Genomic DNA, 15,790 nt, shown 5'->3' with positions numbered 1-15,790 from the left:
TCAATCGGCTATTGTCCTCCTGCAGAAGCTGAGGCAAACTACTATCAGCAACTGGCTACTCAGCCAATTGCTGATTAACTTAGGCAAACATGCCTCCTCGAAAACCGGGGCGGTTCAGTAACTGGTTAAGAGTAGGCTCGACCTCGAGTGCATTACTGTGCAGTCTAGCTCTGTCCCAAGCCAGGCAAAGCTGGAGGGTGTGTTTAAAGCTCAACGTTCGCGGCAACACATCGGCTATCAAGGCAGATTGCGCCATCATCAAGCGCACCAAGTTGTAACCCAACAGGTATATCCACATTTCTTTTTCGCTCATCTCTGGCGTTTTACAGCTCAGTGTTTCCATGCCCAGTGTGGTTTTGATGTTGCGAATATCCAGTTCCACCTGCCAACGACGTTTGTATAAATCCTTTAGCGCCTCCGCTGGATAAGTGTTGGGACATTGCATGGTCGTGACGAGTATCCTGCCCCCTGCTTCCAACTCTCTTACAGTGAGCGATTCTGGCGCTGATGCATATTGTTCTGCCGTCATCCATTGTGGTCGAATTTTTGGTTTAGGGAGGGTGATCAGGTGGTCGTTGACGCCCAGTGTCTGCCCCTTTTTGAAGTCAGTCGAACGCTTACGCGAGCCTTGTTGCTCAAACAGAGCATCTATACCGCGAAACTGGAGTTCAGCCAGTAAGAAATAGGTGGCATAGAATGCATCCCCCAAGATCACATCCCCTGACTCGAACACCCCAAGTAGCGAACGCAATAGCCCTTGCTCGCCACTGCCTTTGCCTTGAAACTTACCCATGGCCGCATCAAGCACCGCGCCACTAGACAGGCAGGTCACGCCAACAATGCGACAGATAGGAAAGCCCAAATCAGCCTTCTGTCCTCCTTGCTGGGGATAAGCGCTCTGGTTGGCTTTTGTATCGGGCATGGTCACAGTAGTGCCGTCAACCAAGCGTACCCGTTTGCCATGCCAGCGCCAGTTTGCCTAAGTGCCATTTGGGTCAGAGTAAAATTAAACTTATGATACATATCTAGATCCGACCCTCTCGATTTGCGTTTGGTCAAGCCGCCGCCCACAAGCCCAGCTTTTGTGTACCTTCCGTGCTTCGCACTCCGGCGCGGCTTACCGCGGGCGTTAAGGTTTAATGTATAAATGTATGGCTATTTATATGTATATAATTTATGATTGATAAATGGCAAAAACTAATTTTGAGTGGGACTCAGAGAAAGATATAACCAATTTAGAGAAGCATGGCGTTTCATTTTCTATTGCTCAATATGCTTTCGCAGATCCACTACGCGTCATTGCTCAGGATGAAACCCACAGCCAAGATGAGAAACGTTTTTATTGTTTTGGTTTAGTTAATGGTGGTGTTTTAACGGTACGTTTTACTTATCGCAACTCTGTTATCAGAATTATCGGCGCTGGTTACTGGCGCAAAGGAAAGGGAATTTATGAGCGCGAAAATCAAATACACAAATGAAGCTTTGGGTGACGTTAAAGTAATTAAAGACTTCTTGCCATCACCTGCTGAGCTTTCATTTAATGAAGAGGCGGTGAAGGTTACTTTGTCCTTAAGTAAAAAAAGCGTTGATTTCTTCAAGTCCGAAGCAGCAAAAAATCACACACAATATCAACGCATGATTCGCCGTTTAGTTGATGCTTATGTTACTTCGCACAGCGAACCCTAACCCATTTCCAGGGACTTCCACTTCCTGTCAAGCAATATCATCCCCAACACCCAGATAATTAGGGATACGCGGAATAGCTGGCTCCGCGAGTAAATTGCTTCGTTGCGCGGTACTCGGAACCTCGCTGTACACCACGTACTATCTCGGTTCCTGCGTTCCGTGCGCCTTGCACTTTATCTCGCTCGCTCACTTATTCCGCGCATCCTTAGGTGTTTTTGCATCTGTTTCATTTATTCAGCATCACCACCAGCCAGATCTGCCAATTTCGAATCGCCCATAAAGGGTTAAACTGCATCTCTCTAGTCGGCCTTGTTGCGGATCAGTATTTTCGCGGGCCAGGATAATAGCCGCGCACAGAGACCTCATTCATTCATCGGCCTGACAAGAACGGCACTGATCAGGCTTGTTCTTTTGATGGTCGGCCATTGGGTGAATCAGGTTCTCTTTGTGCTCGGTCTAGTTTCTGGCATTGAGGACGTGCATCAACATCAAGTGAATCTAAGCAAATTGCCAGATTGTGAAGGCGTACTTTGGCAGATAATTTTATAAGAGCTTCAAAAGCCTTTCAGGCAGTCGACGCAGCATCCGGCTAAGCTTCTACCTTCACAAAGTCGCCTGCTGTTGCGCTTGCCAGCAATTGCATTAAATCTTGCCCTTTGAGTGCAATCGCATAGCCGAGGACGCCACTGCCAATGACGACACGGTCGTATGCTTTTACACTGTTGTCGACCAGCACGGTTAAGGTGTCCGGTAATGCAATCGGCGGCACTGCGCCGACCACATAACCAGTTGCTTCGGGGACTTCGTCATATTCGGCCATGCGGCATTTGCGCTCGCCTAGATGGGCGCGCAGTTTGGCCCAATCGGCGCGTCCTGCACCGGCTACAGCCAACAAGCAAAAACCAGTATTTTCACCTTTAAACACGACGCTGCGCACGACTGAGGCAGGATCCAGGCCGTTGGCCTGCAGCAAAGCTTCCAGGCTACGTATCGGCTTTTGATCTTCACTGAGGGGAATGGGGATGATTTGAAACTGATAGCCATATTGACTGAGCAGCTCGGTGACCGGAGAAGTAATCTGTGCTTGCATAAAAAACCGCCTGAGTGTTTGAAGTTACCCCTATTTTAAACACACATTCTCTATTGCTGTCACGCCCAGACCAACCGGCTGCTATTTTCTGCTGGCAGCACTGAGTGGCACAGCACGGTCAACGGGCAACATCCCCCTTATACTGCTGCAGTCGGTTGATGTCGCATCGCCTGGCGAGATGACTGCTGCTTGGCAACCCTTTTCGCTTTACGCTTTTTCCACCAGATATATACGCCAGTAATCGATAGCCCTGTGACCGCGGCGCCCATCAAACAGACAAACACCTGCATGAACAAACCCCATACGCGAGCAGTATGCAGTGCCAGCAACCACTCAGTGATTGTATTACCGCTCGCTACCCCAGTGGGGAGATAGCGTGCGAGCAGGTGTCCGCTATTGGCATCAAAGACCACTTTGGTGCTTGCCGTTTTTTCAGAGACATCCAAGCTGGAATTAACAGAGTAAAGGTAGATATTCTTGTTGGGCACATAGGTGAGCCGGTCTTCATAGTGAATGTTGAATCTCATTGCAGTGGCAGCCTTTTGCATGAAAGTCTGCCCAAGTATTAATGCTGCCGGCCTGTCAATCTGCGGTTTAACCGGTGCCGGGATCACAGGTGGCAAATGATATTCTGTTTGCTGGCTGGCAAATAAATAGGTCATCACCGGACGGTATATTTCAGTAAGGTTAAACGCGACGCTGCTCCAGGCATATACAAACAACATGGCCCATAGCCACAAGCCGCCAGCGCGATGCAGGTCAAAATTAATCTTATAGGCGCCACTGCCCCAACGCACGTGCCATGACTTTTTCCAGCGACTTAACCAGGCCTTGCTAGCGTGTATACGCTGATTGAGTGAAGCTTGTTTAGGTTTCTTCTGCCGTTGCGGCAATGTCAGAAAAGCGCCCACAAAGCAATCCATCGTCCACAACAATGCAATGATGCCAAAAACGTAACGGCCAATAGTATCCACTGCCAATGAGAAATGTAAGCGATAGATAAATGGCATGAGGTTGATCATCCCTTGCGAAATATCCCCCCATTTGCGTTCAGCCAACACTTCGCCTGTGTATGGATGCACAAATATTTCATTATTCTGAAGACTGTCTGCCGGAACACCAGGTGCAGGCTGCAAAAAGAAGCGCATCGGCTTTCCGGCTTCCTGATGTAACGGAATCCGGTTGAGGACGGCATTGGGATAGCGCTTCTCAACCAGTGTCGCCAGCACAAGCGGCGGTAACATTGCCTGGTTTGGCGGCGCAGGAACCACCATGACCTTGGGATGCAGAAGCGCTTCAAGTTCATCGTAAAAGGCCAGCATGGTGCCCGTTGATCCGGCAACCACCAGAAACAGCACCATGACTAAGCCGATATAGCGGTGAAAAACAACAAAAAATTGACGCATTGAGTCTCTTTAAAACAAAAAATTCCAGAAATCCATGTTTAGAAATCTACAGTGGCTGAAAGCAACAGTGTCCTTGGTGCCCCCAGAGAAAGGGTGCCATAAGTGGATGCGCCGGCCCAGTAATCCTTGTCAGTCACATTGCGTAAATCCGCGCGCAATGTGACTGGCTTTCCGCCCATGAAACTACGGTAGCGTGCGCCGATATCCAGCGTGGTCCAGGATGGCAGGCGCTGGGTGTTCGCTTGGTTCACATACTGTTTTCCGCTATGGAAAATGCCACCAGTCAGCGTGAAACCGTTGAGCAGCGGAATATCCCATTCTCCGTTGAGTGATAACTGCACTTTAGGAACACCCACCGCCGTATTGCCTTGGGTCAGCACACTATTGGTTTTTGTCAGTTCAGCATCAATGAATGTTGCACCGCCATACATGCGCAGACCATCCTCCACCGTCCCGTAAGCACTCAACTCGATGCCTCGGTTACGCTGTTCACCGTTTACGGAAAAAACGCCATTGGTGGTTTGTGCACTCGGGCGTTCAATCTGAAACAAGCTTAAAGTGGTCATCAGGCGGCCATGGTCAATCTTGATCCCCACTTCTTGCTGCTTGGCTTTATAGGGCGAAAATGCCTCACCGGCGTTTGTGGTTCCTGCTGGCGCAATATCGCCTTTGCTCAGCCCTTCAATGTAATTGCCGTAAAATGATACGGATTGCCATGGTTTGACGACCAGACCTACTATAGGCGTCACCGCGTGCTGATCATAGCTGGATGTTTTGGCCCCAGTGGCAGGATTGAAGTTTTCAGATTGCACCTGTTGCCTGCGCAGGCCGAGCATGACCTGCACACGCTCATCCAGCATAGAGAGTGAATCTGAAATGGCCACGCCACCGAGCGTATTGGTTGAACGCTTGGGCACTGAAGCCGGTGCGGCCACCTGCTGGGCGGCACGGGTGACCGGTGAATAAATATTGGAAGTATAGCTTTGCCCTGCCACCGTGCCTTGATCAAAGCGATCCTCGTAATGGCTCCATTGCATCGTGACCTGGTGTTTCAGTGCGCCCGTAGTGAATTTGCCACGGACACCTGCTTCTGCGGAGTTTCGATCCACATCAAATTCGGCACGCGTGGGGGTCACACTGGTGTCGCCTGCCGCATTGTTGATCACGGGAGTGTTGAACAGTCGGTCAACTGTCGAGTGGGCGACCCCGTAACTGGCAAACACCGAGACCTGTTCATGCAGGTCGTACTCCCCGCGGAGCAAGGCCGATTGCTCATGGCTGTCGTACCATTCCCAACGCTGGCTAATATTGTTACGGTTATCTGGGGCGCGTGGCGCCGCAAGGCCGGCGCTCAGAAAAGGGCGCCGCGAAGGCGCATCGACCTTCTCCACCTGATCAATCAGGTCTAGCGTGGCATGCAGGCGCTCTCCCTGGTAATCAAGTGCCAATGCACCGAGCGTAGCCCGTTGCGACTGGTGATCAATCGGCGTATCGCCATCACGATGGCTGCCGTTGAAACGTACGCCGAACTGGCGTTCATCTCCCAGGCGACGGCTGATATCCACGGCACCATTAGGCTGACCACCCGTCGTATAGCCAAGCCGCACTCGCGACAAGTCTTCACCTGCCCGTTTGGGCACCACGTTAATACTGCCACCAATCCCGCTATTGGGCGACATGCCGTAGAGCATGGCCGCCGGGCCTTTGAGCACTTCAATCCGCTCGGCATAATCCGTCATCAGCCGGTAATTGGGGGCCACGCCAAACAGGCCATCAAAGGCAATCTCACCAATATTGTTATCCCCAATCGGGAAGCCACGCACAAAAAATGCATCTGCAACGTCGCCACTGGGTGCTGTGCTGCGTACCGAAGGATCCCTTGCCACCACATCGGCAACCGTATTTGCCTGCCGATTGGCAATCGCCTCGGCGGTAAATCCCGTCACGCTGAAGGGTGCATCCTTCACATCCACATCCCCTAACATGCCGAGACGGTTTCTTCTTGCAATCATCCCGCCTTCATAAGCGTTTGTATTGGGCGTGACACGTTCTGATTGAATGGCAACTTCCGGCAAGATGTCTGGCGAGCCGGACGAGGTTTCCGCGGACTTCTTGAGGATGGTATAACTTCCACTTGCTTGTTGTGATGCCTGTAACTGCGTGCCGGAAAGTAAAGCGGCAAAGCCTTCATCTACCGTGTAATTGCCGTTTAAACCAGGGCTGCTTTTACCATCCGCCAGCGCAGCATTGGCAGAGAGCAAAATACCTGACTCCGCTGCAAACTGACTCAGCACATTGGCCAGTGACCCGGCAGCAATGCGATAAGTTTTCTTTGTGCTTGCTGCCGTCTCCGCATACGCAGTGGTAATGCTGATGTAATTGCATGTGGCAACGGTGGCGCCGATCAATAGCGCCTGGACAATTTTTCTAACGGGTTTTAAAGCGTGTTGTTGCATGACGTTCCCTCTTGGATACATTTTTGTATTACATTCACTAAACCGAACAGGTTTAGAAAAAGGGAACCTGAGAAAAAATTATTTTTCGACGAGCTGAATATCCATCCCGCCGACATGGTTGATGGTCACCGGAAAAGATTCGGCGATGGATGTCAGAATCAAATCAGTATGGCTGATTGGAAATGCGCCCATGATGCGCAGGTGTGCGATCTTGGGCGAGACGATGATGCGACCAGTGCGGTAACGAGATACCTCGGTCATAAAGTCGTCAAGGCGTCGATTGTCAGCCAGCAAAATACCCCGCGTCCAGACTTCGCGCGCTTTTTCGGCAGGCTGAATGGCCTGCATTGCTTGCGCATCAAACTGTAGCTGCTCGCCTGCTTTTAAAACCTGAGCCCTGCCGGAGTTAACTGCTTGCACTGACACTGCCCCCTCAAATACTGCAACATAGGTAGCGTGTGTGTTCAACTTGACGGTGAAACGTGTGCCGATTGCGGTAATACGGCCATGGATGGTATCCACGACCAGCGGTCTATCAATGCCTGAGTTATCTTTAGCGGAAGCAATCAATAATTCACCTGTATGCAGCGTGATACGGCGCAAAGCGAAACTATAGCGCACCTCGGCATGACTGTTGGTATTGAGCCAAAGCCTGCTGCCTTCAGCAAGGGTAAGCAATCTGGTCTGGCCAACCGCTACTTGATATTCGCTATGTGTCGCTACAACATTGGTCAGCCAATCCCGCCATGGGCTGTAACGCTTGACCACCAGACCGGTGATCACAGAGACGCCAGTCAGGCTTAATACTTTGAGTGCATGACGACGGGAAGCCGAAGCGTGAGTGAGTAATGCGGATTTAGCGGCCTGCGGATTGCCTGATCCGGCCATATGCTTAAAAGTGGCGTCAATCGACTCCACTTCAACCCAGGCCGACTGGTGCGCAGTATCGGCGTCCAGCCATACTTTCCACTCCAGGTAATCGGTTTCTTTAGCCTGCTCACTGCGCAAAATGGCAAACCACTCTGCTGCTTGCTGTAACGCTGCATTTTCCGGAAGTTGCATGCTTGGTTTACCCATCGCTGTTACAGCATTTCCATGCTTCGCTTGTATTGCAGGCAATGCATCATGGCAGAAGCCATATACTTTTTTACCATCCGCTCCGAAACTGTCAGCAACTCAGCAATTTCCCGATAGGTTAACCCATCAATTTGCGCGAATAAAAATGCCTTGCGTACTTTCAATGGCAGACTATCCAGCATGGCATCCACCTCCAGCAGGGTTTCGAGGAGGATTGCCTGCACTTCAAGTGAAGAGGTTTGTGAGGGCTCCTGCAATAGCAAAGCGTCAAGATAACTTTTTTCCAGCGATTGCCTGCGCCAATGATCCACTAACAAGCCTTTGGCAATGTGGAGCAGATAGAAGTGTGGCGTGGTGAAATGATGCTGCTCAACTTGCTTGAGCAATAGACGCACAAAAGTATCCTGGGTTAAATCGGCGGCCTGGAAAGTGCAACCGAGTTTTTTACAAAACCAGCGTTGTAACCATGCATGATGTCCAAGGTAGAGCCTGTCAAATTCAGCAGATTGTACCGGGGTGAGCATCTATTCATCCATGCAAATGATAATGATTCGCATTCTATCATCTGGAGTGAGGCCCTGCAAACAACCTGTGTTAATGATTTGTGAATAACGGCAAGGGCATCATTACCTGCCTCACGTCACGACTCAATCTCAAGGCTATTGATACTCTGTATATTTGGCATTGCTTCCCCGGCACTTCTCGACCGGATATTTCTGCGCATTCAAATCAATTTTGGCATGGGTGGCCTGAATCAGGTCAATGCCGCAGACTTCGGCGATGCGCAACAAATACACAAAGGTATCGGCCAACTCCTGCCCTACTTTCTCGCGGGTCTCGGCATCCAGCGCACGGCTGTCGGCTTCTGTCATCCATTGAAAATGCTCAACCACTTCTGCTGCTTCGACAATCATGGCCATGGCCAGGTTTTTCGGAGAATGAAACTGTGCCCAGTCACGTTCTTCTACAAACTGGTTGATCCGGGCACGTAATGCATTGATGGTGTCTGTCATAGGGTTTCCAAAAAATTTACTGCCGATAAAACCCCAGTCAACCGCTGATAAATCCGATGAGTGCTGTGTTTACGCATCCAGTTGCTGTTGGGATTTCTGCGTGCATCGGTGGGTTCACAATTAAAAAATGTGTGTTTATCCAAGGGGCATTTTCAAGGTTATTCCGCAGCTTTAGCGTCGTCTTTATCTTTACGGTTGCTGCCTGCCACCATTTTAATCTCAAACAAACGGCACTCCAGCGGACCGTTAAACAGCGGCGTTTTTTTGCTGGGGCTTAAACGCATCAGTTTGGGCATGCGCAAGTCATTGGTCAAAAAGTAAGTGTTCCAGCCCGCCAGTTTTTGTTTGAGCGTGGCAGCCATTAAGGGATACAGCGCAGCCAGGGTGTCATCCTCACCGATTCGAACGCCATAAGGCGGGTTAGCCACCAGAATACCGGGCTCGGCAGGCGGCACCAGGCTATTGAAATCGGTATGCGTGATTTGCACGGCTTCCAGCCAGCCCGCTTCACTCAGGTTTTGCTTGGTGATGCGCACTGCGCGCAAATCAAGGTCTGAGCCATAAATCTTTTGAAAAGACAGCGGCTTGACGGCTTTGGTCGCTGCATTTTTGATTTTCTTGAAGGTGTCTGACTCAAAGTTTTTGAGTTTTTCAAAGCCAAAACTGCGATACAGGCCAGGTGCGATGTTGAGGGCCATCATCACGGCTTCGAGCAAAAATGTGCCACTGCCGCACATCGGGTCGAGCAAGGTCTGGCCGGGTTTCCAGCCAATCAGCTTGAGAATGCCGGCGGCCAGGTTTTCGCGTAGCGGCGCTTCAATACTGTTTTTGCGGTTGCCGCGCTGGTACAAGGGGTTGCCGGAGGTATCGACATACAATTGGTAGCTATCTGCGGTGAGGTAGACGTGCACGCGCACAGCCGGTTCACGCGTATCGATATTGGGGCGGCTGCCCACGGCCTGGCGGAACTTGTCGCACACGGCGTCTTTGACGCGCAAGGTGACAAACTCCAGGCTTTTCAGCGGGCAGCGTACGGCGGTGACCTTGACCATAAACGCATGTTTGACATCAAACCAGTTGGGCCAGTTGATTTTAAAGGCGCCCTGATAGAGGTCATCTTCGGTCTTATACTGACCGCGGCCCACTTGCATCAAAATGCGCGTAGCGACGCGTGAATGCAGATTGGCGTGATAGACCACCGCCAGTTCGCCAGCAAAGCTGGCACCACCATCGGTGACTTTGATTTCTTTGGCACCACTCTGTTTGAGTTCATCGACCAGCAAGGTTTCTAAACCGCGTGGACAGGTGGCAAAATATTGATTCAACATGTTATGGACCGATACTAAAAGTTTGACCGTTGTTAGGATTGGCGCCCTGCAAGCGGTCGATTAAGTCGAGAAAATCAATCGCATGCGTTTGCATGGCGATCTGCGCGCGCTTGCGCAAGGTAGCGAGGCCGGGCACCGGCAACTCTGGTTTAAAGCCAAACACGATGATGTTGCCGGGCTTGCCGGTGGGCATCATCAGCACACGCTGGTCAAATGATTGTTCCATGCGCTGCATATACACATCAAAGTTTTTATCCGAGCCCCACAAATTAATCGCCATCAAACCATCCGGCGTCAAGGCTTCCGCACAGTCATCAAAAAAGGTTTGTGTGCAGAAATCTGGCGGTAAACCGTTGCTGCCAAAGGCATCCATCATCAGCCAGTCGCAACTGCCGGGATGCTGTTGCACATAGGCAATGCCATCGCCTTCGATAATGGTCATTGTTTGATCATCTTCGGGCACAAAAAAGTGGCTGCGGGCCACCGCAATCACCTGGGCATTCAGCTCAATCACGGTTTGCCGGATATCCGGACAATACTTCCACACATATTTCGCAATCGAACCGCCACCCAGCCCGACCAGAATGGCTTGCTTGCAGTCCGGTTTGAACAGCAGGCTACTCAGCATGCCCCATGAATACGCCAGCACCAGCGCGTAAGGGTCTTTCACCTTCATGCTGCTCTGGATGGTCGGCGAGCCCAAATGCAGTGAGCGGATGCCATCAATTTCGGTCACTTCAACCATCTCGTGGTCGGACACCGCTTTGTGTATTTTGCGATTAAATTTAAACATTACCCGCCTCACCCGCCACTGCAATTTGGGCAGTTGCCTCAGGCTCTTGCACCACTGCAGGGTCTCCAGCCAGCATATCATCAGCCATATCCAGACGCTCATCCACCACAGCACCCGCAGGCTCTTCAAGCACCCGCAAGAATTTGCAGTCCAGTTCCATCAGCAGCGTATCCACTTTTTGTACCGTCAGCCGTACCTTGCTGCCGGGTTTCATGGCTGGCAGGCTGTGCACTTTCGTCATGTAAGGCAAGCCATCCAGCCGCACCAGATTCTCGCGCCAGACCGTGGCATCGACTTCGGCAATGTTTTCCTGAATCAGGTATTGCAGGCACCAGTAGCGCTCCATACGGGTTTGAAACTCGTTATAGGCATTATAGGTTTGGTCAAAATTGCGCATATGGCCGACGATTTCATCCGAGCCTGCCGGATAAGTCGGCGGCGTCAGGCTTAAGACTGCAATCAATTGCCGCTGGTTAATCAAATCAACCGCCCGCCGCAATGGCGAGGTACACCACGCATACTGTGCCACGCCCAGGCCTTGATGGCCTTCAGCTTTGGTCGTCATATAGACCTTGCCACCATTTTGCGCCCGGTAGATCCCCGGCACGCCATGTTCAGCCAGCACAGCGCCCCACTGGCTGTTGGCGGCAATCATCAGTTCTGCCACCAGTTTATCCATGGGGGAACCACGCTGGCGGTTGATGATACGGACGAGACCATCTGTGACATAAAAGTTGTAATCGACCTGTGGCGGGCGGGTGGGATCATATTTGCCCCGCGCTTTTTCCAGGCTTTCGGCAAACCGGAATAAATAGACCAGCTTGGACCAGAATGGGTGGCCACTGTCGGCTTCCAGCGTTTGCTCGTTAAAATAGGGTTCCAGCGTATCATGCCGCAAGTTTTCGACGATATGCACCTGTTCCAGGCGGCTGTGCTGCTGCACCACCGTCAAATCAGGGGCGACTTCAAGATAAAGGGACAGTGCTGGCTTTGTTTGCCCGGCATCGAGGCTGAACGGACGAATGGCCGCTTCAGGCAACATGGTAATCTTATGCCCCGGCATATAGACCGTGGACAAGCGCTTCATCACCTCATTATCCAGCGCCTCATGTGCGGTAATGCCCAGCGCAGGCGCTGCAATATGGATGCCCACTTGCGTATTGCCATTGGCTAGCACGGTGACTGACAAAGCATCGTCAATCTCGGTGGTGGTACTGTCATCAATACTGAATGCCTGTACCTCAGCGATAGGCAAAGCCTCCGGCAGGCTGGCCAGACTGAATGTAGGGAATACATCCCCATGCGGGAAGTATTCGCGTAAAAACGCCCCCAGATGGTAATCATGCACCGAATGCAAGGCCCCGGCGGCAAACAATACCTGAATCGGCAATTGCTTCAGCTCGGCCGCGGCCTGATCCAGTGCTTTCCATTCCAGCGCATTTTTATCCGGCGCGTAGAGCAACTGATCCAGTTTGGCCAGCATACTCTCAGGTAACTGTTGCGCTTTAAGCTGTTCGACCATCTGTGCCACAAATTCGGCTTGCTGGCGTTTTTTCTCCATGCCAGCCATGGCGGCTTTTAAGGTTTCTTCCGGAGCGGCTTTATAGCGGCCCTTGCCCTTGCGGTAAAAATACATGGGCGCGCTTTGCAGTTTAAGCGCGATGGCAGCGGCCTGCTGACGGCTTGGCTTGCCACCGTAATACTCTTCGGCCAGTGCCTCAAACCCAAACTCCGGCTCGCTGCAGCACTCCCACAAAAAGCCGGTATCCAGGGTTTCGGCTTCGGCCTGTGCAGCCTCCATGAACCCGGCCAGCGTGCCTTCAAATCGCATCAGCACATTCGCCACTTTGATTTTGCTGCGTTTGCCAGTGCCGGATTCGACTTGCAGGCTGCTATCAGCCTCGGTCATGATGGAAGCGATTTTGAAGCCACCGTCTTCTTCGTAAAATACGTTCATTAAACTGATTCTTTAAAATACAGTCGTAATGATACCTTAGCGCGTTTAATTAAGCGTGCAAGAAATGCAGCCGTGAACAAAAGAAAAGAGCATATTAGAAACGCTTGATGTCTCTTCGATTGAGGAAAACAAACATCAACGCCATGATGATTAGCCCCCATTCAGGGAGGGTCGGCACATCGATTACATCTGTATGTGGGTCTTTTGGTAGCGTAAATGTCGCCGAGTTATTGCTGGTGTCAGCATCGGCCAAATCCGAATTCACTGTGATCACCAGCGGAGGCACATCCACAACCTTGTTCCACGACAGAGTGATCTCAAAGCTGCTTGCATCCCCTGCATTTAACTGTGTAACACTGCAAGTCAGTGTTCGACTCACCAGTTGGCAACGCTGATCGGCATTGATAAAGTCTGCGCCATCAGGCAAGGCCAGTTGCACGGCGATATTGGTGGCATTCGCAGGTCCGGCGTTAGCAACGCTTAAGGTGTAAAGATAAGGCGTTCCCAATGCCGGCGCTTGGTTAGGGCCACTAAAAGCAACGGATAAATTGGCGTTTGCCTGCGTATTCAATTGCCACTGCAGTTGATAATTGCCAGCCTCTGAAGCATTGGTATTCAGTGCAATCTTGTACTGTGTTCCCGAGACCACTTGAAAATAAAGCGGGGTATTCGCGTTATTGGTTTTCACTTTAGTGGTCAATGCATTGATTGCCGTCCCTGTATAGACGGCCAGCCGAGGAGCTGCAAGATTGCCCGTCACACTTAATGTCATTTGACCAGACGCTGGCGCAGTCCACTGTAACCATACGGTATTTTTGGCATCCAGGTTTGCATGGGCGGGCTCGCCCACTTCAGCAGTGGCAAGCACATTGGTGCCACTGATGCTGCCAGAAGCGTCATTCATCAGCGTAGGGGTAAAGAAAGAATCATTTGGCGGACACGCCGAAGCGCTTAAATTCAGTCTGGGTGTGACGATATTATTACGGCTGTCAGCGACACTTTTGCCAAAGCTGATCAAGCGCGTTTGAATTTGATCTGCTGTTTCATTGGCAAAGGCTGACCGCAGAACGGCCACTGCACCGGCCACATGCGGAGACGCTTGAGAAGTACCCGCCATTGTGATCCCCGCAGCGGTGATTAAAGCACCCGGCGCCAACAGGGTTAAATAATTGGCACTGTTTGAAAAACAAGTAACTTTATCAGCTGCCGAAGTCATATCAGTACAACTGCTGTAGGCAAGGCCACCGACATTACTATCGTAAACAGCCCCGACTGAAATTGCAGCCGGTGCGCAGGCGGGTGAACTGATGCCATCCAGATAGCCATCATTGCCGGAGGCGACCACTACATTGATTCCAGCATCTTTTGCGCGCTGTATGGGGCTGGTAAAAGGATTGAACTGACAAGCACTGGTATTTTTATCAGAAGCGCCCAAACTCATATTAATCGCCACAATATTGTAAGTCGAGCGATTGGCAATTGCCCAGTTGATAGCACTTAAAATATCGCTTGAATAGGCGCCCCCTGCATCATTGAACACATTGATTGCTGCGATTCTGGCCTCTGGTGCAACACCCAACACTGTAGCTGCAACATTGGTGCCATGACTGGTGTCTGTATTCACAGTGCCAGAATTGACAATCGTATTTGACACCACAACCCGACATGAAGCCGATGGCGTCGCGACCCCAGTACATGGACCAAAAGCCGACTTTGTAAAGTCGATGCCATCATCAATTACAACCACCGTGGACCCGGCACCTTTATAGCTGACCTGGCTCACCACAGGTTGATTAATCAAAGGCAAACTCTGTGCGAGCACCTTGTGCATCAACCTGTCGGCATAAACGGCCTTGATATTGTCACTGGCCATGAAGGTTTTGAGCGACCTGAGCGATTTAAAACGCTTTAAGCTCAATGGCAAATATGGATAGTCTTTAAGCGCCTGGATATCCTGCTGCAACTCGAGCGTTTTCATTTGGCTTTTCAGTGAGGCATAAGCCTTGCGCTTCATCACCAACACATCGTCGTTATCCGTCTTCAGCCGCTTTTTTACGCGCGTTTCGACCAGGCTTTTGTTAACAGCCGTATCATCAAACTCAACAATCAAATCTTGTGTCTTGCCCTGATTAAAACGAGTCAAGACTTCTTGCTCAATCTCTGCTGCATGAGAAGAAGTAGAAAAGAGGATGAAAAGGCACAGCAGAAAAGTCGGCATCACGCACTGGAAAGATTAATTTCAAATAATTTACCGATGCTAAGTTTTATTTATGAAAGCGTGATGAACGCATACCCAGAAATGGAGCTAATCCCTTCAACCTCAAGAGCATCAGGCGCTTTCACGAACCGGAGGCTGCATTACAAAGTCAATCAAGGACAAGCTACAGCGTGAATGAGGATAATGAAAGATATTTTGTATTCATAAGCATTTGTATTTATTTAGGTTTTTATGCCAAACACAATGGCTAAATACCCGACGAGCAATCCAATGATCAATCGACCACCGTTCTCCAGCACATCCTGCCAATACGTCAAAATAGAAAAGTCCGTAATGGAATAATGTGCATAGATCATTTGCCATAATGATGCCAGCAAGACCAAAGGCACGTCTGCGCACCAGGCCAGCAGGCACAAAAATAGCCCGTAGACCAGTGCAAGCATGCGTTTGCGCACGCTGATATCTGGCCAGGATAAAATCAAGGCGATGCACACAGCCAGGCTTTGCCAAAGATGTACCAAAGTGGTACTGACGTGTGCGATGCCCCTTGGATCCGCCGCAACAAAATGCTTTCCTAACCAGAAAGACTTTGCCAATTTGACTTCAAAAGCAATCACTTCCGCGTCGCCCAGTGTTGTGACCTGACAAGCAACCACCTCAAACGTACTGTCAATCGCCATAAAAACAAACTTAAAAAGAGACAACAGGGGCTCTATGGCAGGGCTAAAAAATGTATTGAGCGTCAAACCTATGCACAATACATAAC

General features: G+C 50.7%; 13 protein-coding genes and 1 pseudogene. 2 read left to right on the top strand and 12 right to left on the bottom strand.

Features of this window, described 5'->3' with window-relative positions:
• Positions 1 to 103: 103 nt before the first annotated feature.
• Positions 104 to 979 (bottom strand): annotated as a pseudogene (locus Q9291_RS12775) (IS4 family transposase); the annotation flags it as partial.
• Positions 980 to 1,187: 208 nt separating this feature from the next.
• Here Q9291_RS12775 and Q9291_RS12770 point away from each other — a divergent pair.
• Positions 1,188 to 1,478, top strand: coding sequence for a BrnT family toxin (locus tag Q9291_RS12770; protein ID WP_306390473.1), 291 nt, complete (start codon positions 1,188 to 1,190; stop codon positions 1,476 to 1,478).
• Positions 1,450 to 1,686, top strand: a complete 237-nt coding sequence (locus Q9291_RS12765) for a hypothetical protein (protein WP_306390471.1) — start codon at positions 1,450 to 1,452, stop codon at positions 1,684 to 1,686. Before Q9291_RS12770 ends, Q9291_RS12765 begins: the two co-directional genes overlap by 29 nt.
• A gap of 589 nt (positions 1,687 to 2,275) precedes the next feature.
• On the opposite strand, the gene Q9291_RS12760 is transcribed toward Q9291_RS12765, so the two are convergent.
• From Q9291_RS12760 to Q9291_RS12710, 11 genes are all read right to left on the bottom strand, one after another.
• On the bottom strand, positions 2,276 to 2,776 hold the full coding sequence (locus Q9291_RS12760) for an aminoacyl-tRNA deacylase (protein ID WP_306390470.1): 501 nt from the start codon (positions 2,774 to 2,776) through the stop codon (positions 2,276 to 2,278).
• A gap of 137 nt (positions 2,777 to 2,913) precedes the next feature.
• Positions 2,914 to 4,182 carry a PepSY-associated TM helix domain-containing protein gene (locus tag Q9291_RS12755; protein ID WP_306390469.1) on the bottom strand — a complete coding sequence of 423 codons (1,269 nt, stop codon included), beginning with the start codon at positions 4,180 to 4,182 and terminating at the stop codon, positions 2,914 to 2,916.
• Between the two features lie 38 nt (positions 4,183 to 4,220).
• Positions 4,221 to 6,638, bottom strand: a complete 2,418-nt coding sequence (locus tag Q9291_RS12750; RefSeq protein ID WP_306390468.1) for a TonB-dependent receptor — start codon at positions 6,636 to 6,638, stop codon at positions 4,221 to 4,223.
• Positions 6,639 to 6,716: 78 nt separating this feature from the next.
• The gene (locus tag Q9291_RS12745) at positions 6,717 to 7,715 is read right to left on the bottom strand and encodes a FecR domain-containing protein (RefSeq protein ID WP_306390467.1); all 999 of its coding nucleotides are present in this window, start codon (positions 7,713 to 7,715) and stop codon (positions 6,717 to 6,719) included.
• A gap of 5 nt (positions 7,716 to 7,720) precedes the next feature.
• The gene (locus Q9291_RS12740) at positions 7,721 to 8,239 is read right to left on the bottom strand and encodes a sigma-70 family RNA polymerase sigma factor (protein WP_306390465.1); all 519 of its coding nucleotides are present in this window, start codon (positions 8,237 to 8,239) and stop codon (positions 7,721 to 7,723) included.
• 135 nt (positions 8,240 to 8,374) lie between these two features.
• Positions 8,375 to 8,728, bottom strand: a complete 354-nt coding sequence (locus tag Q9291_RS12735; protein ID WP_306390464.1) for a nucleotide pyrophosphohydrolase — start codon at positions 8,726 to 8,728, stop codon at positions 8,375 to 8,377.
• A gap of 158 nt (positions 8,729 to 8,886) precedes the next feature.
• Positions 8,887 to 10,056 (bottom strand): THUMP domain-containing class I SAM-dependent RNA methyltransferase, encoded by a 1,170-nt coding sequence (locus tag Q9291_RS12730; RefSeq protein WP_306390463.1) that lies wholly within the window; start codon positions 10,054 to 10,056, stop codon positions 8,887 to 8,889.
• A 1-nt stretch (position 10,057) separates the two neighbouring features.
• The gene (locus Q9291_RS12725) at positions 10,058 to 10,849 is read right to left on the bottom strand and encodes a polyamine aminopropyltransferase (protein ID WP_306390462.1); all 792 of its coding nucleotides are present in this window, start codon (positions 10,847 to 10,849) and stop codon (positions 10,058 to 10,060) included.
• On the bottom strand, positions 10,842 to 12,806 hold the full coding sequence (locus Q9291_RS12720) for a ribonuclease catalytic domain-containing protein (protein ID WP_306390461.1): 1,965 nt from the start codon (positions 12,804 to 12,806) through the stop codon (positions 10,842 to 10,844). Before Q9291_RS12720 ends, Q9291_RS12725 begins: the two co-directional genes overlap by 8 nt.
• A 94-nt stretch (positions 12,807 to 12,900) precedes the next feature.
• Positions 12,901 to 14,949 (bottom strand): S8 family serine peptidase, encoded by a 2,049-nt coding sequence (locus Q9291_RS12715; protein WP_306390460.1) that lies wholly within the window; start codon positions 14,947 to 14,949, stop codon positions 12,901 to 12,903.
• A gap of 296 nt (positions 14,950 to 15,245) precedes the next feature.
• Entirely contained in the window at positions 15,246 to 15,728 is a 483-nt protein-coding gene (locus tag Q9291_RS12710) for a hypothetical protein (protein WP_306390459.1), read from the bottom strand.
• Between the last annotated feature and the right edge of the window lie 62 nt (positions 15,729 to 15,790).

It is taken from the genome of Methylophilus aquaticus (genome assembly GCF_030769565.1).
Lineage (GTDB): Bacteria > Pseudomonadota > Gammaproteobacteria > Burkholderiales > Methylophilaceae > Methylophilus > Methylophilus aquaticus.
The sequence above is the reverse complement of the archived record's forward strand: the minus strand, read 5'-3'. Positions and strand labels throughout refer to the sequence as shown.

What these genes read in the sequence shown, in the direction of transcription:
- Q9291_RS12735 (WP_306390464.1), bottom strand. Translation starts at nt 8,728, where the DNA reads ATGACAGACACCATCAATGCATTACGTGCCCGGATCAACCAGTTTGTA.
- Q9291_RS12765 (WP_306390471.1), top strand. Translation starts at nt 1,450, where the DNA reads ATGAGCGCGAAAATCAAATACACAAATGAAGCTTTGGGTGACGTTAAA.
- Q9291_RS12770 (WP_306390473.1), top strand. Translation starts at nt 1,188, where the DNA reads ATGGCAAAAACTAATTTTGAGTGGGACTCAGAGAAAGATATAACCAAT.
- Q9291_RS12760 (WP_306390470.1), bottom strand. Translation starts at nt 2,776, where the DNA reads ATGCAAGCACAGATTACTTCTCCGGTCACCGAGCTGCTCAGTCAATAT.
- Q9291_RS12740 (WP_306390465.1), bottom strand. Translation starts at nt 8,239, where the DNA reads ATGCTCACCCCGGTACAATCTGCTGAATTTGACAGGCTCTACCTTGGA.
- Q9291_RS12755 (WP_306390469.1), bottom strand. Translation starts at nt 4,182, where the DNA reads ATGCGTCAATTTTTTGTTGTTTTTCACCGCTATATCGGCTTAGTCATG.
- Q9291_RS12720 (WP_306390461.1), bottom strand. Translation starts at nt 12,806, where the DNA reads ATGAACGTATTTTACGAAGAAGACGGTGGCTTCAAAATCGCTTCCATC.
- Q9291_RS12725 (WP_306390462.1), bottom strand. Translation starts at nt 10,849, where the DNA reads ATGTTTAAATTTAATCGCAAAATACACAAAGCGGTGTCCGACCACGAG.
- Q9291_RS12730 (WP_306390463.1), bottom strand. Translation starts at nt 10,056, where the DNA reads ATGTTGAATCAATATTTTGCCACCTGTCCACGCGGTTTAGAAACCTTG.
- Q9291_RS12750 (WP_306390468.1), bottom strand. Translation starts at nt 6,638, where the DNA reads ATGCAACAACACGCTTTAAAACCCGTTAGAAAAATTGTCCAGGCGCTA.
- Q9291_RS12745 (WP_306390467.1), bottom strand. Translation starts at nt 7,715, where the DNA reads ATGGGTAAACCAAGCATGCAACTTCCGGAAAATGCAGCGTTACAGCAA.